Raw genomic sequence first — 19,244 nt, forward strand, 5'->3', positions numbered from 1 at the left:
TGTTCCTTTTAGCCAGCGACACTTAATGGTTGCTGCTGAGTTTTCTGTGCATGTCCCTGCACCGCTTTCTTTGCTAAATATATACTAGTTCTATAGCGATCTTCACCATAAATACGATACATATTTTCTAAAATTTGTAAAATTGTGTAATATCCAATTTTATCTGCCCATTCAAATGGGCCACAAGGATAATTGACACCATATTTCATAGCAGAATCAATATCTTGTTCTGATGCAACATCATGCAATACCGCTTCACATGCTTCATTCACCAGCATGGCGATACTACGTATAACATAAAGGCCCGGATGATCCTTAGACCAAATTGGTATCACATTCATACCTATAAGGAATAGCTCTGCCACTTGGCGCTGTTCTTCACTACACGCCGGTGATGCCACCACCGGAATCGCTTGGGCATTGGCCCAATCTGCATGCCAGTCCATCAACACCACTGGGTCATGCGGATAGGTCAGTTCAACCGACTCGCCGAGCGATAATCGCAGGGAAAGATCATCAATCAGGATTTCATTCTGTTCTGCCACCTGAAAACTCAGTTCCAGATGAGATGCCTGTTTTAAACGTTCAATCAGTGCTGATGAATGCAGCCATTCACCTTTTACCGTAACTTTGAGCTTATTCACCGACTTGGCATAACTGACAGGCAACTCATACGCTGGCGCAGGCTTGGACTGTGTGTAATCATAAAAACCCTGACCAGACTTGCGGCCATAACAGCCGGCATCGACCAGCTCTTTTTGAATCAGAGATGGGCGGTAGCGTGGCTCATAGAAAAATTCCTGATAGACACTTTGTGTCACCGAAAAATTCACATCCTGTCCAATCAGGTCCGTCAGTTCACACGGCCCCATGGCAAAACGGCCACATTCGCGCATGATGTAATCGAGCTGTTCCGGTGTGGTGGCCTTTTCCTGCAAGGCACGAAAGGCTTCAGCATAATAAGGTCGTGCAACACGATTGACGATAAAACCGGGCGTCGATTTGGCCCGTACCGGAACTTTGTTCCAGTGCTTCATCAGATCAAATACTGCATCGGCCAGGATTGCTGAGGTTTTTAAGCCTTGGATCACTTCAACCAGCTTCATCACCGGTGCTGGATTAAAGAAATGCAGCCCAATCACCCGTTCCGGATTCGGAATCGCCGAGGCAATGGCGGTAATCGAAATCGAAGAAGTATTGGACGCAAAAATCGTCTGTTCCGGGCAAATAACAGCAAGCTGTTGAAACAGGTTTTGTTTAACCTCTTTCTTTTCGACAATGGCTTCAATAATTAAGCCCACATCGGCCAGCTGTTGAATATCTTCGGCCACGATCAGATTGGCGAAGGTACTCTCCAGCAATTGCTGGGTCATTTTGCCATTCTGTACCCGCTTGCTAAGCTGTGCCTCTAAAGCAGTCAAGGCACTCTGAACTTTGCTGCGATCGAGATCAAACACATAGGTCAGATGCCCGTGCATGGCGGCCAGTTGTGCAATACCAATCCCCATGGTTCCAGCACCGACCACAGCAACTTTGACGTGTTCCAAATTGATCTGTTGCATGATTTAGCATCCTTTATATTCAGGGGTACGTTTCTGCATAAAGGCTTGTACACCTTCTTTATAATCGCTTGAACGTCCAGCCAGACGTTGCAGGTCACGCTCCAGAATGAGCTGCTGATCAAGATTATTGTCGGCTGCGGCATGAATGGCTTTTTTGATTAGTGACAGGCCATAAGTCGGTTGCTTGGCCAAATGCTCGGCCAGTTTTTTCGCTTCCACTTGCAGTTGCTCATCCTCAACCACTTGCCAGATCATGCCCAGTTGTGCTGCGCGCTCAGCCGGAATTTTATCGCCAAGCATCGCCAGACCCATTGCCTGAGCACGCCCGACCAGACGCGGTAGGAACCAAGTACCGCCTGAATCTGGCACCAAGCCAAGACGGCAGAAGGCTTGAATAAAGGAAGCAGATTTTGCTGCAATCACAATGTCACACGCCAAGGCGATATTGGCACCTGCCCCTGCCGCCACACCATTTACCGCACAAATCACCGGTTTTGGCATCTCAGTAATCAGTTTGATTAAAGGGTTGTAATATTTTTCAATCGACAGACCTAAGTCCGGTGCATCGGCATTTGGATCGACCACACGATCATTCAAATCCTGACCGGCACAGAAACCACGGCCTTCAGCTGAAATCACCACGGTACGAATCTGGCTGTCTTTGGCCCAGGCCTTGATGACCTTGGAGACTTCCTGATGCATGGTTTCATTAAAGCTGTTGAGCTGTTTTGGACGGTTAAAGGTCAGGTAGCCCACTGCATTTTTTTCTTCGACAATAATTGTTTGATAATCCATTACACACCTCTAAATTCTGGTTTTCTTTTTTCTAAAAATGCATTGATGCCTTCCTGGCGATCTTGGGTCGCCGCCAACCAGACAAAATGCTGACGTTCCAATTTCAATCCCTGACTTAAAGTCACTTCATGAATCGACTTTAAAGATTGCTTGATGGCGCGAATGGCCAGCGGCGCCTGCTTGGCAATTTTTTCTGCCAGTTCCAGTGCGTATTGCACGGTCAGTCCTGCCGGACAAAGCTGGCTGCTAATGCCATGTTGCAATGCGGTCTGGGCTGAAATCATTTCACCGGTCATGGCCCAGCGCATCGTCAATTGCTGACCGACTAAACGTGCCAGACGCTGTGTGCCACCGGCGCCCGGTAGCATCCCTAAACCAATTTCAGGCAAGGCAAATTGGGCATTTTCTCCGGTCAGCACCATGTCACCATGCAAGGCCAACTCGAAACCTGCACCAAGAGCATAACCATTCACAGCCATGATTAAAGGTTTGGAAAATTCATCAATTTTTTTCCACAGCAGTGGCCGCTGATCCTGCTGGATGCTAACCACGTCTAACTGTGCCAGCTCATTTAAATCAGCACCGGCAGCAAAGCATTGCGTATTTCCGGTGATGACCACGGCTTTCACGGCAGCATCAGTTTCCAATTCCTGTAAACAGTCTGCAATACCTTGCAAGGTCGCATTGTTTAGGGCATTGCGCTTTTCCGGGCGATTCAGCTCAATCAGGACTACGCCGGGTTTTGGTGAGCTGGTTTTAATATAGGTCATCCTTGAACTCCTGCTATGCTCAGCAACTGATTCCGTACTTATTCATCAAAACTCAGACGTACATTGGCCGTGGTTGGACGTGCCTGACAACTGAGCACATAGCCTTTCTGAATTTCATCTTCTTCCAGACTGTAGTTGACTGCCATTTCGACCTTGCCTTCCAGCACCTTACATTTACAGGTGGCACAGACGCCGCCCTTACAGGCATATGGCAGGTCTGCTCCGGCACGAAGTGCAGCATCTAAAATACTGTCATCCTGTTTGGAGACTTCAACAATCAGCTCACGACCATCAAGAATAATATTGACGCGTTCTTCATTCCGGCTTTCCATCTGCTGTGCTGTTGCTTTTGGTGCAGTGCAGGTATTGAAGCGTTCAGTGTGAATCTTGCTCGACTGAATACCCCAAATCGGTAATACCGTTTCAACCGCTGCCATCATTTCTTCAGGCCCACAGGCAAAACAATGATCGGTGTCGGCTGAAATCAGATTCGCCTGAAACAGCTGCTGTAATTTGTCTGCGTTGATCCGACCGTTAAAGATTTCACTATCATTCAGTTCACGTGAAAAAATATTCACCAGTTGCAGACGTTCTTTAAAGCGGTCTTTCAGGTCCATGATCTGTTCAGAAAACATGGTCTGTTTCCAGGAACGGTTGCCATACACTAGGGTAAATGTTGCGTCCGCTTGACGGTTTAACACCGACTTTACAATCGATAAAATTGGCGTAATGCCACTGCCGGCTGCAAAGCCTAGATAATTTTGACCACCAGTCTTGGCTGCTTTTTGGAAGAACACCCCTTGTGGTGGCATCACTTCTACAACATCGCCCGCTTTCAAATGCGCATTGGCCCAGGTCGAGAACTGACCCTGATCAATTTTTTTAATCGCAATGCTCATATCTTCCTGCGTATCACTGCAGATCGAGTAACAGCGGCGCAGCTCGCCGTCATCGGTTAAATGACGAATGGTCAGGTGCTGACCCGGCTGATATTGAAAAGCATCCAACTGCTCAGGCGCGAGATCAAAGGCAATGCAGATCGCCTGCTCGGTTTGTGGCTGAATCGATTTAATGGTTAATGGTATAAATTGGCTCATGGCAAAATCCTTCTTTTAGGTGGCGGTGTTCAGGCTTCTTATTGGTTTACCCTGCCCACCGCGCAATCGTTACAATTAAATACATTTGAAATAGTCAAAAGTTTCTAAGCAGTCCCGACATTGATATAAAGCTTTACAGGCGGTCGAACCGAATTCACTTAATAATTTGCTGTTGTTACTTAAGCACTGTGGACAGGTGATGCCATCGGTCAATGCCACATGCGTACCACAGCTATGTGACTGACCTTGCGGCGGGGCAATACCATATTGCTGTAATTTGTGTTTGCCCGATTCACTCATCCAGTCCGTGGTCCAGGCTTGAGACAGGTCCACAATGACTTTGACCGGCGTCAAACCGTTCGCCTCGAAAGCCTGGGTAATTTCTGCTTTTAATAAATCCGTGGCCGGACAGCCGCTATAGGTCGGCGTGAGTCGCACCACAATTTCATCCTGCTGATTCAGCTCGACGCCACGAATCATGCCCAGATCAATCACTGACAATACCGGAATCTCTGGATCAGAAACCTGCTGCAAAACGTCCCAACATTGATCTTCTACGTGTCGAATCAGATTCATGCGACTCACTCCCTGTGATTGTGCCAAATTACCAGTTCATGTTTGGATATGAGCGCTGCATGTATTGCAGTTCAGCCAAAACAAAACCGAGATGTTCTGTATGTAAGCCCTGTTTAGCCCCACTACGATAAGCGCCGAGCTCTGGCAGGCTTAATTTAAATCGAGCTAACTCGGCTGTAATCTTCTCCAGCCACTGAGTTTTTAAATTTTCAATATCTGGAATCACACCGCTATCGACCAGCTGTTTTTCATCAGCCGTCAATACAAAAAGCTCTTCTGTAAAACGCCATAACTGGTTTAAACCTTGCTGGGTTTTTTCATGCGCTTCTGCTGTACCTAGACTTAGGCGTTCCATCCAAGTGGTGGAAAAACGCTGGTGATATTTCACTTCTTTGAGTGACTTCACTGCAAAAGCCGCCAACTCAGCATGCTGACTTTCAGTTAAAGCACTAAACAATAAAGCGTGATAATGATCCATCAACCACTGGCGTACCAAGGTCTGGGCAAAATCACCATTTGGTTGTTCGCACAGCAGCAAATTACGGTATTCACGCTCAGTACGGAAATAAGCCAGCTTGTCTTCATCACGGCCCAACCCTTCCACTTCACCGGCCAGACTGAGTGCAGTACGTGCCTGACCGAGCAAATCCAGTCCGATATTGGCTAAGGCAATATCCAGCTCCAGTTCAGGTGCATGACCACACCACTCTGCCAAACGATGTGACAGGATCAGTTGACTGTCACCCACATGTAAAAGAAATTCTGCCAATACTTGATTTGTCATAATTTTCACCTTTCCCTTTACATGTGCTCGATGCCAGACGGAATGTTATAAAAGGTCGGATGGCGATAAACCTTGTCCAAAGCCGGTTCAAAAAATTCTGCTTTTTCATCTGGCTGGGAAGAGGTAATCAATTCAGATTTCACCACCCAGATACTGATGCCTTCATTGCGGCGGGTATACACATCGCGGGCATTTTGCAGTGCGACTTCCTCATCCGGTGCACGCAGGCTGCCAACATGACGGTGACTCAGGCCCTGTTTACTACGCACAAACACTTCATAAAGTGACCAGTTGTTTTTGTTATTCATGAGCAAAATTCCCTATATTGATCAAACTGTTTTAAGCAACTTTTTGTGCTGCTGACTGTTGCTGCCGTTTTTGCGCATAGACTGCTGCTGAATCACGTACCCACTTGCCGCCTTCCCAAGCTTTGCGGCGTGCTTCAATACGCTCATGGTTACACGGTCCCTTGCCTGCAAGAATCGCGAAGAACTCATCCCAATTGATTTCACCAAATTCATAATGTCCGGTTGCTTCATTGAGTTTGAGGTCTGGATCCGGAACGGTTAAACCCAGCTGCAACACTTGCAACACAGTGTTATCGACAAATTTCTGACGTAGCTCATCGTTGCTGAATAATTTAACTTTCCACTGCATACTTTGTGCACTGTTCGGTGAATTATCATCACTTGGACCAAACATCATCAGTGCTGGCCACCAGAAACGGTTCACGGCATCCTGTGCCAATTGCTTTTGTTCCGGCGTACCATTGGCCAATTCCATCATGGCTTCAAAGCCCTGACGCTGATGGAAGCTCTCTTCCTTACAGACGCGCACCATGGCGCGGGCATAAGGACCGTAAGACGTACGGCAAAGCGCGACCTGGTTGACAATCGCTGCACCATCCACCAGCCAGCCAATCGCGGCAACATCGGCCCAGCTCAGGGTGGGATAGTTAAAAATGGATGAATATTTCATGCGACCGGCAATCAGTTTATCCATCATGTCGTCACGATCTGCCCCTAAGGTTTCTGCAGCACTGTACAGATACAAAGCATGACCGGCTTCATCCTGGACTTTTGCCATCAGCACGGCTTTACGTTTCAAGGTCGGAGCACGGGTAATCCAGTTGCCTTCTGGCAACATGCCCACCACTTCAGAGTGTGCATGCTGACCAATCTGACGAATTAAAGTTTTACGATAAGCCTCCGGCATCCAGTCCTTTGGCTCGATGGAAATATCCTTTTCAATCTTTTGATCAAAGATTTGTTGTTGATTATTCATTGTTCCCTCACTTATCCCAAGTGTTGATACATTCAAATTAAAACGATACACAATTAAAATCAATATATATTTATTAGTATCATTTATTTTTTTAAGCATATTTTTAATAAGATTATGTTTTTTATATAAATATATTTTTTATTTTATTTTTAATCATTTTTAAATACACATTTATGATTGACATTTCAGCTTTTTAATCACAAATTATGAAACATCAAAATTAAAATACTTTTTGAAACGTATCATAAATGGAGTTTTACAATGTTAGAGTTAGATAGCAGCTCAAGCGCAATGGATTATCAAGATACTGAGTCACAGAATAATCCTATTTCCATCAAAAGCTTAAGCTCACTGATTTATGGTCAGGAATACACAGCTCCAGCCGATTTACGTACGGTGTATCATGCCATTAGCGGTGATGCGGTTTATCAGGTGGGCAGTCAGGGCATCGATACCCAAGCCGTAGTGAAGTATGCCAAACAAAAAGGCTCCACTATTGCCACATGGACTTTCCATCAACGTGCCAATGCACTGAAGCAAGTGGCACAGTATTTGATGGAGCGCAAAGAAGAGTTTTACCAGCTTGCTAAGGCGACCGGCTGCACCCGTAAAGATGCCTGGATTGATATTGAAGGCGGGATTGGGACTTTATATGCCTATTCGAGTTTAGTACGCCGCGAACTCAGTGATGAAACCGCATGGGTTGAAGATGCGTGGATTCCACTGTCCAAGCAAGGAAGCTTTGGCGCCAAACATATTCTGAGCCCTAAAGCTGGTGTCGCAGTCCATATCAATGCCTTTAACTTTCCAATCTGGGGCATGCTGGAAAAAATCGCACCTACGCTACTGGCCGGTGTACCTTGTATTGTCAAACCGGCAACGGAAGGTGCTGAACTGACCCACGCCGTGGTCAAAGCGATTCATGAAAGCGGTTTCTTGCCAGAAGGTACACTGCAGCTTATTTGCGGTCAGATTTATGATCTATTTGATCATTTAACCCCCCAAGATACGGTGACCTTTACCGGTTCTGCTTCAACCGGGCAAAAGCTGCGTTCGCATCCACACTTAAATGCCTACTCGATTCCATTCACCATGGAAGCGGATTCAGTTAACAGCGCGATTTTGACAGCGCAAGCCAATGATGAAACGATTGATTTGTTTGTCCGTGAAGTTTTCCGTGAAATGACCACCAAAGCCGGACAGAAATGTACTGCCATTCGTCGTGCCTTTGTTCCAGCCGAGCTGCTGGATACAGTGCAAAGTCGTCTGATTGAAAAACTGAAAAAAGTTGTCGTGGGTGATCCTGCTCAAGAAGGCGTGAGTATGGGGGCTTTGGCCAGCGTAAAGCAGAAACACGATGTCGCGGCAAAAGTTGAACAGCTGAGCCAAGATGCAGAAATTGTGTTCGGTAGCCATTTACGTCAGGATTTCACGATCGACGTGGAAAATCCTAAAAAGTCAGCCTGCTATCCGCCTACGGTTTTAGTTTGCACAGCGCCAGAAAAAGCACAGCATATTCACAAGGTAGAAGCCTTTGGTCCGGTGGTAACTTTAATGCCGTATCATGATCTGGCCCAGCTTGCCGATTTGGTGGCACGTGGCGAAGGCAGCTTGGTGGCATCCATCGTACGCAATACCGATGAAAATATTGAACAACTGCTCAGCAAAATTGCGCCATGGCATGGCCGTGTACATATTCTGGATGCGGAAAGTGCCAAAGAAAGTACCGGACATGGTTCTCCCTTACCATTACTGGTACATGGCGGGCCAGGCCGTGCCGGTGGCGGTGAGGAGCTGGGCGGTTTGCGTGCAGTCAAACATTATATGCAACGTACTGCGATTCAAGGCTCGCCAAATGCCATGACCCAAGTTGGCCATAGCTGGACTGCCGGTGCTCAAGTCTTTGAAGACCGCGTGCATCCTTTTAAAAAATCATTTGATGAATTGCGTATTGGTGAACGTTTGCTGACTGCGCGACGTACCGTGACGGAAGCTGATCTGGTCAACTTTGGCTGCCTGAGTGGCGACTTCTTCTATGCGCATATGGACAAGATTGCTGCTGCGGATTCCCTGTTTGGCGAGCGTGTGGCACATGGTTATTTTGTCGTGTCTGCCGCAGCAGGTTTATTCGTTGATGCCGCTCCAGGCCCGGTCATTGCCAACTATGGCATGGACAACTTGCGCTTTGTAGAGCCAGTGAAAATTGGCGATACTCTTCAGGTCGAACTCACCTGCAAGCAAAAAACCCCTAAATTGCTACGCGATCCTGCACAAAAGCCACATGGAGTGGTGGTCTGGGATATTAAAGTCAAAAATCAGCGCAATGAACTGGTCGCAACTTATGATATTTTGACCCTAGTTGAACGTGAAGTCTAAACTTTAAATTAGCTAAAAAGGAATCATTATGATTCCTTTTTTTTATTATAAAAATTTATTTGTATCCTTTTATTGAAATTGATTGACGCAAATAAAATTAAACTCTAGATTAGATAATACGATACATAATAAAAATAATATCAATATTATAAGTATCAAAATATCTCAAACGATCAACATAGGATGTTGCATGATGAATGATAAATCGCTGGACATAGAAATGATTGAACGGACGCTTCAACCCGAAAATCAAAGTTTTGAGCCTAGCTCTGTAGAAACAGCATCGCCTGTTTCTGAACAGACTCCGCCGCCCAAAGAAAGCACGACCTATCAATGGTATGTGGTGGTGATCTGTATGCTTGCTTACATTCTGTCATTTGTAGACCGTCAAATTTTATCTTTAATGATTGAGCCGATTAAAGCCGATTTAATGATCAGCGACACTCAGTTTAGCTTGTTGCAAGGACTCGCTTTCTCGTTGTTCTATGCCATTATGGGTCTTCCAATTGCTGCACTGGCGGATAAAAAGTCCAGGATTAAAATTATTGCAACGGGTATTGCCTTCTGGAGTTTGGCAACTGCAGCCTGTGGTCTAAGTAAAAATTTCATTCAAATGTTTTTGGCACGTTTGAGTGTCGGTGCAGGTGAAGCAGCACTTTCCCCGGCATTCTATTCGATTGTCGCGGATTTATTTCCTAAAGAAAAATTAGGCCGTGCACTCGGTGTATATGCGATTGGTGCCTTTATTGGTTCAGGTTTAGCTTTCCTGATTGGCGGCTATGTGATTGGGCTGTTAAAAGACTTCAGTTTCGTGGCTTTACCAGTGGTTGGTGAAGTAAAGACCTGGCAACTCACCTTTATGATTGTGGGCTTACCCGGTGTATTACTTGCGCTCCTCATGGTTCTGACGGTGCGTGAACCGGCACGTAAAGGAATGAAAGTCGGTCAGGATGGTAAAGTCATGAAAGCCTCTTTCAAGAACTCGATTGGCTTTATTAAGACGCATAAGAAGACTTTCTTCTGTCATTTTATTGGTTTTTCTTTTTATACCATGATGTTGTATTCACTTCTGGGTTGGGCACCTGCTTATTACATGCGTAACTTCGGCCTTGATGCGAGTCAGACCGGTTATATCTTAGGGAGCATCATTTTAGTGGCCAATACCTCTGGTGCCTTATTCTGTGGCTGGCTGATCGACTTCTTCTCTAAACGTGGATACAGTGATGCTGCTATCCGTGCCGGTGCAATCGGCTGTGCAGCCTTAATTGTTCCAAGTGTATTGTTTACTCAGGTCGACAACATGTATTTGTCATTTGCACTGATATCTGTGGCTATGTTCTTCTCAACCTTCCCGATTCCTGCATCTGCAGCCGCAACTCAAATGCTGACCCCAAACCAACTACGTGCACAAGTTTCTGCCAAATTCCTGCTTATCTCAAATATGATTGCCCTTGGGATAGGAACCACTGCTGTTGCTTTAATTACCGATAAATATTTCCAGAACACCGTAATGGTAGGAAATTCCATTTCAATTGTGAATACAGTTGCCGGAGTCATCGGTACCTTCTTATTGTATAAGGGCTGTCAATATTACCGTGAGAGTATGAAAGTGGAGAAACTGGCTGAATAAGATGACCAGTGAGTGTCAATAAAACTTTCTTAGCTCTAATTTTAATGCTTTAAATATTAAAATTTTAGAATCCGTTGAGAATTAACAAGCGTTACTTCTCAACAGACCTGGAATCTGAGCTTGTTCAGAGGCGTGTAATCACTAAAAACACCTATAACTCATTTAAATGCAGCAAATCTAACCGTAGAATTTCAAAGGCCTCTTCAGCATTCAGCTCTCATGCTATCCACATCAAGCCTGTCACTTCAGTTCCCATGTCATACCACCCTTTATCCCCTTTTAACACCTTGGCAGCTTTTTTACTTAGAAGCGTGGCCACCTGCAGCAATCATTACATATCGGACTGCCACCACTCTCCTAGAAAAATATTGTTTATTCTTTTGCACAGAAGTGAACATTATGAGTGGATCATCTACCCTAAAATTTAAAGATGACGCTGTTAAATTGCTTCATGAACATGGATAAATGGTATTCTGATGAGCTCAAGAGTGAAGCAGTAAAGTGAGTGTCTGAAAAAGGCATAGGATGACTGAAGCTGTTAAACAATGAGGTAAAACCATGCCTAATTTTAGGCTTGGATTGAGTATAATGATCCGACAATAGCCTACATTCATTGAATCTAATAATTCCATTGCAGAGTTAGGGAAAGTTAAGAATATAAAGATACGAAGCGTGAATACTAGCTCCACGCTTTCTTAATGTGTATCTTTAAGATTAATTCTACGTCCCCCTAAAAATTCATTCGTTATGAATATGAGTACCTATTAAGATGCTTCCTTAAAGGGAATCTTGAATGGGAGCAAAATAAAAAATTAGCTTTCATAGGTGCTTTTTTAATTAGCCCTAAATTAATGAGCTAAATTTCTGAAAATAAGTTTAAGACTTTCTAACATTTTTTCCACCTGTAGAGGAGTTAAACCTTCAAAAGATTGATCTAAAACAATATAGCTGAGATCGTTAATTTTTTGCGCCATCTGTTGTCCTTTATCGGTTAAGACAACCCGTGTAATGCGAGCGTCATCTTCACAACAATAAGTATTGACTAATCCTTCATCTTTTAAACGGTAAACAATTTTTGTGGTAGTCGACATTTTACAAATCATCATTTCGGATAGCTCAGATACACTTGCCTGAGGTTTGACTTTTAAAGCTTGTAAAATACGCCGACGAGAATTATCTAAACCATATTTTTTTAATGCATGATCAATGTTCTGTACATATTGAGCATGGACTTGTGTAACCCAGTAATATGGGGAATGATCCAGATTAAAATCGGCTGCTGTAGAAAAAAACTTATTGAATTTTTTTGTCATGATTGAAAACCTTTAATTTATTGTTGTAATTGAAATTATTTTTTAGACTTCAAATTCTATTTGAAAAATACTGGTTTTAGCAATACATATTAAATTACTTTTATTGCTTATACTGATATTCAGTTTCTTGTACAATTGTTAGAAAAGCTACACATACTTTAAATCCTGTGTAACAAAATTTTAGTAAATAAAAAAACCTGCCCTCTTGCCAGAGTTTTCGTATTGATTACCTTCGTATACCCGCCTGTCTTACCTTATTGTCTTTGTACATATCTATATTCTTATTATTATTGAGGACTTCCTGTTCTTCCAATCGCTATGATATGAAATTACACTCGAAAAATATAACCAGAAAGGGACGGAGTTTTGCTGAGTACATGCGCATAATACCGTCTAACTATCCCCATTTTATCCACAGAAATTGGGGATAATTCTGATGCTGAAAGTATGATAAACATTAGGAAAAGCTTATTTTTGATTAATTATTGATCAATTTGATGAGAGTTTTATATTTTCGAACTTAAAAAAGTGAACGTAGTGCTAAGCTCATATTTTTCTTATTGTTTAAATTTTTTATTCTGTATTAACCTTATAATATTAAATAACTATTATAAGATTCTGCAAGAGAAATTATTTAACTTAATTTACATCTCAACATAAGCTTAAATCTTTATGAGTTCTACCACTGAAAGCTGTACCTTAAAATGACAAGGCATTCGCTAAGCAATACTTAAAGCAACTCTTTGATTTACACGTGACATAAAAGCTTTATTCTAAAAAAAATGATGTATTGATGGTGATTCGTCTTCATTTTGATGATTTATCAATTGAGGAAATATGTGATTATAGTCACACTAACTTACATTTTAGTGAAAAAATATAGAGTTTAAATGGTGAGTATTTAATCAATAGGTGGTTTAATCAGTCTCACAATAACAATAAATAAATATAAGGAAACAAGGGCAGCAGAAATTTAACTCTCTAATTTTTTGTTATAAAAACAAGTAAAAGAAAGAATTAGAGAGTTATTGTTTTCTTATCCAATTCATTAATCTTTACATCGTATAAATCATCAAGCATGAGCATAGAATCCAAATATTATTGAGCTCTTGTAAGCGGTATTAGAATAATTTTAGAAAATTTTAACACTAGAATTTTCTTGGTAATCTTCAATGAATAGTACCGTGTTTGTTAAATGCGTTTTTACTTGAGAGAATGTCCCGATGACAAAATCAAATTATACTCCAGAAATTAATAATAGCCGTTCACTTACTCGTTAAATCCGAAAAAGCCTACCCTTCAACTTGCGCAGTAACCACAGCTATAACTGCTAAAATTGGTTGTACTTTTGAAGTACTTCGTGCCTGATATATAAGCAATACATTACTCTAGATAGAGAGTATCAAAATCCAGTCAAAGTACAGCTCATATCAAATCAGCAACACATCAAGCAAATTGGGCATGAAATCAAAGAACTGCAACAGACGTATGAAATTCTTCTTAAGGCAGCTGCTTTCTTCGCCTAAGTGAGGCTCGACCACCCAAGTAATGGTAGATTTTATTCAAAACAACAAAGCGCTCTAAGATATTGAAGCCATCTTTAAGATCCTGCCGATTTCACCATCGACTTACTATCTTGGTATTAGAGCTTACAGATGAAGTATCGCTTCACAAGGCAACATCGATCAAAACGAGATTTAAATAATCAATATTATGCTGAATCCATTGAACGAATTTGGCAGCAAGGTGCTGGTCGAGACGGTATTTGTAAAGTATGACAACAATTGAAACAAGAGGGAGAGGCTAGCACGTCCACACTAAAAGATTGGTATGACAAGATATTGGCTAAGACAGTGCATGGCTTATACACAATGAGAATGATTAAGTATTTGAAATCAGAGTGGAGAGGTTTAGCTGATATTGAGCTTACTAGATTAAATCGTAAGGAGAGTGATTTAATAAAAACGGCTGCATAGTGTAAGTGAGGCAGGTATCACCCTTTCAGTTTGAAGCAACAGACCCCTTTCATAAATCAAAAAACAAATAACTTTTGGTGATTATCTGTACCGCAAATATCGAAATAGAGGCAAAAGAATCGCTTTAAGATTCAATGCAATTGCTGGAATTTACAACTTGGAGCTGAGCAAAAAATGATTTATGAAAGAGCTCGAATGTACTTAATAAGATAAATATATTAGGTCAGGCAGTGTAACTTCCATAAATTGTGTCCGACAAACCGGGTACGGCTCCCCCCAGTATCACGCCCCCTTCTCTACAGAGTCTTGTGCAGTAGTTTCTTTTTTATTTTCTAGAACTACTGGATTCTCTATGTTTTCATTGGAGAAAATTGTAATGAGAGGGTAAAGAGCAAAAATTCTTACATGTAATACTGACAGGATGAAATAAATTTTGTCCCACAGTTATCCGCAGAAATTGGGGATAATTTTTGCTCTGTAAATAGCGAAAATACTGTAAAATTCGCTATTTTGGTTAAAAATTGATCAATATAGTTGGTAAAATATTTCAGTTCTGGTTAAAAAGCTGACTTGTTTCAGAGAGAGCTTTTTAAAATATTTTTGATCCTCTATAAAATTACTCAGCATTTAATATTGAAATGAATATAAAACTGTACTTCGTATATAAAACCTACGATCAAATGAAGAAGAAATTGGTAAAGATTTCACTAAAATATTTATAATTTTTTGCTTTAATTATACTTAAGTAAATATAGGGGACTTTAATGTTGCTTATAGTAAACATAAATAACTTACAATTTATTAACTCACCGTTTTTCATATAAAAAATAAATCTTATTTTTACATTAATAAATTTCGATACACCTACCTGGTTCCTTATTCAATTTATTTCTCTTAACTTGGACTGGCTATTTACCTTTTGCGAATAAAAATGAAAGGACGGTATAGATATGGCTACCCGAAATAATGAGAATGACACAGATACTTCAAATCGTGGATTTGCGAGTATGGATCCAGAAAGACAACGAGAAATAGCAAGTCAAGGTGGTAAAGCTGCGCATGAAAGTGGACATGCTCACGAGTTTACTTCAGAGGAAGCACGTGAAGCAGGTAGAGCTGCTCATCGAAGTGGCAACGCTCATGAGTTTACTTCAGAAGAAGCACGTGAAGCAGGTTCCCGCAGCCATATAAACGATAACAACTCTGATGGCCGGGGTCGTAGCCGTGATGACAACGATGATGATCGTGGCAGCCGTTCCGGTGGCCGGGGTCGCAGCCGTGATGACGACGATGATGATCGTGGCAGCCGTTCCGGTGGCCGGGGTCGCAGCCGTGATGACGACGATGATGATCGTGGTAGCCGTTCCGGCGGTCGAAGTCGTAGCCGTGATGACGATGATGATGATCGTGGCAGCCGTTCCGGTGGCCGGGGTCGTAGCCGTGATGACGATGATGATGATCGTGGCAGCCGTTCCGGTGGCCGGGGTCGCAGCCGTGATGACGACGATGATGATCGCGGCAGCCGTTCCGGTGGCCGGGGTCGCAGCCGTGATGACGACGATGATCGCGGCAGCCGTTCCGGTGGCCGRGGTCGCAGCCGTGATGACGACGATGATCGTGGCAGCCGTTCCGGTGGCCGGGGTCGCAGCCGTGATGACGACGATGATGATCGGGGCAGCCGTTCCGGTGGCCGGGGTCGCAGCCGTGATGATGACGATGATGATCGTGGCAGCCGTTCCGGTGGCCGAGGTCGCAGCCGTGATGACAACGATGATCGCGGCAGCCGTTCCGGTGGCCGAGGTCGCAGCCGTGATGATGACGATGATCGTGGCAGCCGTTCCGGTGGCCGAGGTCGCAGCCGCGATGACGACGATGATGATCGCGGCAGCCGTTCCGGTGGCCGAGGTCGCAGCCGCGATGACGACGATGATCGTGGCAGCCGTTCCGGTGGCCGAGGTCGCAGCCGTGATGACGACGATGATGATCGCGGCAGCCGTTCCGGTGGCCGAGGTCGCAGCCGCGATGACGACGATGATGATCGCGGCAGCCGTTCCGGTGGCCGAGGAGCAGGTAGAACTCCAGCACGTGATGAACAGGGACGATTTACGTCTCGATAATTAGAAAATTTTTTATAATTTTTTGAATGATTAGAAAAGCGTAGATTTAATATCTGCGCTTTTTTATATTCTTCCTAACTAGAAGTATTCTATTTTAATTTCTGTAAATTATCTAAAATTTTAAATACTCGATTACTCAGAGATTTAGGTCTCTAGCCTGCCAAATAAGTGTTCAGTTTTTATTGATTCTACATGTCTTTTTACACTTACATTATTAACTTAGAAAAACTCAAACCCTGATAACCCTTACACATAGCCGATTTTTTATTGCGTAGACTATATATCTCGGCTCCTATAAATAGGTAATTATAATGAATAATTTCAATTCAAATGAGATCAAAGAACATGCTTCAGTAATCGCTTCATGTGGTACTCAAATAGGCAAAGTAGATCATTTAGAAGGTCAAGACTCGATTAAATTGACAAGAAGCGATGATGAAAATAACGAGCACCATATTATTCCCTTAAGCTGGGTAAGTGAAATCAAGGATGAAAATGTGATTTTGAACAGAAATGCAGAAGATGCAAGAAGAGAATGGAAGACCTTATAATAAGGTAATGTTTTTAAGTAAATAGATTCTATTCTTTGAATTTTAGAATGCCAGTCCAATCGACTGGCATTTTAGTGTCAGCTATAAATTTAAAACAGTCCCTAAAATAATGTTTTACAGCTTCTAAAAAGATTTATTGTAGGTTCAGATTTTGGCTGCCATAACCTTATTTTAGGCTGTACTCCAAGTTTACATAATGTCTCTTATGCAAAGCCAAAATGTTACAACCCATTTAAAGTGTCTATATTCTCACCAATAAAAATGTCTGGTTTATAATGGTTCTTATCATCATGCGATTAAAAAGATGAATAACAGATATACAGTTAAACTTTATCCTTCAACTTGAGATATTGATCAATCACTTCAGACGTTCTAAATTTTTGCTGAATCAAGTGATAGGCATCACTTGATTGTGATAATGCAAATAAACATATTTTTTCTGATGGATTGGTTAGGTAGCGAATAGCTTTATAATCCAAAGAAATTGCAAACTTAACCAATGCTTCTGAAGGATTCTGAATATATTTCAGAGCCATGGGATTATATTTGACTGCGGCAAAAATCAAACTATCCGTATGCTGTTTTAAATATCTGATGACCAAGGCATTGCGTTTAATGGCTTCCAGCCAGATCTGTTCTGAACAATTTTTTAAAAACTGAATTGTATGTGGTTTTCGACGTACTGCCAGCAAACATAGATCTGATGATGGATTGTCAATATATCGAATGGCTGCCGGATTCGAGCGGATTGCAAGCTCGCACACCTCAGCACTTGGATAGAAAATATCCTGCAGTACCAGGCCATCACTCTCTACTGCTTTTAGGCAGAGTTCATCGGTCTGGTTTTTTACATATTTTATCGCTTGCGGATGAGTGGTAATGGCTTGTAAACAAATCTGGGGGTTTTGCGCTTTGATGTATTTTAAAGCATAACCATTTTGCTTCACTGCAGTCAGACACATCTGCTCATCTGGCATAGTGATATACTGAATTGCCAATCCCTCATTATTTAAGGCTGCCAGACATATCTTTTCAGTTTTATACATCACATGTTGCAGTAAATCTCCGCAGGCTGACACAGCTTCCAGACAGAGAAATTCATCCTGTTTTTTAACAAATTTCAAAGCTCTTGGATTATTTTTAATCGCTGCATGGCAAAGCCTGAAATCCTGATTTTCAATAAATTGCAGATATAGACCATTTTCTTTGACGGCATTTAAGTTATTTTCATCAGAAGAATAATAAAGGTTTCGAAATTCCATTTTAAATCTGCTTTTGAGATAAAAAAGCTCCCCTTTAGCGGCATCATGTTAAGCACCATAAAAGGAAGCTCTGAATAAAAAATGCGACTCAAAACCTGAGTCTCAATGCACAAACTTTAAAGACCGACTTGTTTTGATTTCAGCATGTTCAACGCTACATCCACAATCATGTCTTCCTGACCACCGACCATGCGACGCTTGCCAAGCTCAACCAGAATATCAAAGGCAGAAAGTCCATATTTTTCAGCCGCGGTTTCGGTATGGCGCAAGAAACTTGAATATACCCCGGCATAACCGAGAGCCAGGGTTTCACGATCCACACGCACCGGACGTTCCTGCAACGGACGTACAATATCTTCAGCGGCATCTATCAGCTTTTTCACATCACAGCCATGATTTAAGCCCATGCGCTCAACTGCTGCGATAAACACTTCTAGCGGTGCATTACCTGCCCCTGCACCCATACCCGTGAGACTAGCATCAATGCGGTTACAGCCATGCTCTAAAGCGACGATGCTATTTGCCACACCTAAACTTAAATTATGATGCGCATGCATGCCTGTTTCAGTTTCAGAGTTGAGCACATCTTTCATGGCTTTAAAGCGGTCGGCGATGTCATACATATTCATCGCGCCGCCTGAATCCACCACATAAATACATTGTGCGCCATAGCTTTCCATCAGCTTGCCCTGCTCGGCCAAACCTTGCGGTGTATTCATATGACTCATCATCAGGAAGCCAACAGTATCCATTCCTAGTGATCGGGCATATTCAATATGCTGTCTGGATACATCGGCTTCGGTACAGTGTGTTGCGACACGTACCACGCGCGCGCCGGCATCATATGCGGCTTTTAAGTCATGAATGGTACCAATCCCCGGAAGCAGCAAGGTTGCAACTTTGGCCTGTTTGACTTCGCTGGCCACCGCTTCAATCCACTCTAAATCTGTATGTGCACCAAAACCATAGTTAAAGCTTGAGCCTTGCAAACCATCGCCATGGGCAACCTCAATACTGTCCACACCGGCTTCATCCAGAGCTCGGGCAATCTGCCTCACCTGATCGAGTGAATATTGATGACGGATTGCATGCATACCATCCCGCAAGGTCACATCTGACATATAGATTTTTCTTTGTTGATCAAACATTTC

15 protein-coding genes are annotated in these 19,244 nt (G+C 42.8%); 4 read left to right on the top strand and 11 right to left on the bottom strand.

From position 1 onward, the window contains the following. Positions 1 to 8: 8 nt before the first annotated feature. The 8 genes from E0H89_RS13775 to paaA all read right to left on the bottom strand — a co-directional run bounded on the left by E0H89_RS13775 (position 9) and on the right by paaA (position 6,868). On the bottom strand, positions 9 to 1,562 hold the full coding sequence (locus E0H89_RS13775; protein ID WP_131217833.1) for a 3-hydroxyacyl-CoA dehydrogenase: 1,554 nt from the start codon (positions 1,560 to 1,562) through the stop codon (positions 9 to 11). A 3-nt stretch (positions 1,563 to 1,565) separates the two neighbouring features. Then, positions 1,566 to 2,357, bottom strand: a complete 792-nt coding sequence (gene paaG / locus E0H89_RS13780; protein ID WP_131217834.1) for a 2-(1,2-epoxy-1,2-dihydrophenyl)acetyl-CoA isomerase PaaG — start codon at positions 2,355 to 2,357, stop codon at positions 1,566 to 1,568. Then, complete coding sequence (locus E0H89_RS13785) at positions 2,357 to 3,127, bottom strand: enoyl-CoA hydratase-related protein (protein ID WP_131217835.1); 771 nt, start codon at positions 3,125 to 3,127, stop codon at positions 2,357 to 2,359. The genes paaG and E0H89_RS13785 overlap by 1 nt, the downstream gene beginning before the upstream one ends. A gap of 38 nt (positions 3,128 to 3,165) precedes the next feature. Further along, complete coding sequence (locus E0H89_RS13790) at positions 3,166 to 4,224, bottom strand: 2Fe-2S iron-sulfur cluster-binding protein (RefSeq protein WP_131217836.1); 1,059 nt, start codon at positions 4,222 to 4,224, stop codon at positions 3,166 to 3,168. Positions 4,225 to 4,299: 75 nt separating this feature from the next. Beyond that, entirely contained in the window at positions 4,300 to 4,800 is a 501-nt protein-coding gene (paaD, locus tag E0H89_RS13795; RefSeq protein ID WP_005247163.1) for a 1,2-phenylacetyl-CoA epoxidase subunit PaaD, read from the bottom strand. 28 nt (positions 4,801 to 4,828) lie between these two features. Further along, positions 4,829 to 5,584 carry a 1,2-phenylacetyl-CoA epoxidase subunit PaaC gene (gene paaC / locus E0H89_RS13800; RefSeq protein WP_131217837.1) on the bottom strand — a complete coding sequence of 252 codons (756 nt, stop codon included), beginning with the start codon at positions 5,582 to 5,584 and terminating at the stop codon, positions 4,829 to 4,831. Between the two features lie 17 nt (positions 5,585 to 5,601). Further along, positions 5,602 to 5,892, bottom strand: coding sequence for a 1,2-phenylacetyl-CoA epoxidase subunit PaaB (gene paaB, locus E0H89_RS13805; RefSeq protein WP_131217838.1), 291 nt, complete (start codon positions 5,890 to 5,892; stop codon positions 5,602 to 5,604). A gap of 31 nt (positions 5,893 to 5,923) precedes the next feature. After that, complete coding sequence (gene paaA / locus E0H89_RS13810) at positions 5,924 to 6,868, bottom strand: 1,2-phenylacetyl-CoA epoxidase subunit PaaA (RefSeq protein ID WP_131217839.1); 945 nt, start codon at positions 6,866 to 6,868, stop codon at positions 5,924 to 5,926. Between the two features lie 261 nt (positions 6,869 to 7,129). On the opposite strand from paaA, the gene paaZ reads away from it, so the two are divergent. Continuing rightward, on the top strand, positions 7,130 to 9,244 hold the full coding sequence (paaZ, locus tag E0H89_RS13815) for a phenylacetic acid degradation bifunctional protein PaaZ (RefSeq protein WP_131217840.1): 2,115 nt from the start codon (positions 7,130 to 7,132) through the stop codon (positions 9,242 to 9,244). 190 nt (positions 9,245 to 9,434) lie between these two features. Further along, positions 9,435 to 10,874, top strand: coding sequence for a spinster family MFS transporter (locus E0H89_RS13820; protein ID WP_131217841.1), 1,440 nt, complete (start codon positions 9,435 to 9,437; stop codon positions 10,872 to 10,874). An 848-nt stretch (positions 10,875 to 11,722) separates the two neighbouring features. Here the strand turns inward: E0H89_RS13820 and E0H89_RS13825 are convergent. Next, complete coding sequence (locus E0H89_RS13825) at positions 11,723 to 12,187, bottom strand: MarR family winged helix-turn-helix transcriptional regulator (RefSeq protein WP_131217842.1); 465 nt, start codon at positions 12,185 to 12,187, stop codon at positions 11,723 to 11,725. A 2,926-nt stretch (positions 12,188 to 15,113) separates the two neighbouring features. Between E0H89_RS13825 and E0H89_RS16870 the strand changes: the two genes are divergently transcribed. Further along, the gene (locus E0H89_RS16870; RefSeq protein WP_131217889.1) at positions 15,114 to 16,280 is read left to right on the top strand and encodes a KGG domain-containing protein; all 1,167 of its coding nucleotides are present in this window, start codon (positions 15,114 to 15,116) and stop codon (positions 16,278 to 16,280) included. Between the two features lie 311 nt (positions 16,281 to 16,591). After that, positions 16,592 to 16,831 carry a DUF2171 domain-containing protein gene (locus E0H89_RS13840; RefSeq protein ID WP_131217843.1) on the top strand — a complete coding sequence of 80 codons (240 nt, stop codon included), beginning with the start codon at positions 16,592 to 16,594 and terminating at the stop codon, positions 16,829 to 16,831. 323 nt (positions 16,832 to 17,154) lie between these two features. Here the strand turns inward: E0H89_RS13840 and E0H89_RS13845 are convergent, their stop codons facing one another. Together E0H89_RS13845 and dmpG are read right to left on the bottom strand one after the other, a co-directional pair. After that, entirely contained in the window at positions 17,155 to 18,093 is a 939-nt protein-coding gene (locus E0H89_RS13845) for a DUF4116 domain-containing protein (RefSeq protein ID WP_131217844.1), read from the bottom strand. Between the two features lie 116 nt (positions 18,094 to 18,209). Next, complete coding sequence (dmpG, locus tag E0H89_RS13850; protein ID WP_131217845.1) at positions 18,210 to 19,241, bottom strand: 4-hydroxy-2-oxovalerate aldolase; 1,032 nt, start codon at positions 19,239 to 19,241, stop codon at positions 18,210 to 18,212. Positions 19,242 to 19,244: the final 3 nt, after the last annotated feature.

The sequence above is a fragment of the Acinetobacter sp. ANC 3781 genome (assembly GCF_004331285.1).
Classification (GTDB): Bacteria; Pseudomonadota; Gammaproteobacteria; order Pseudomonadales; family Moraxellaceae; genus Acinetobacter.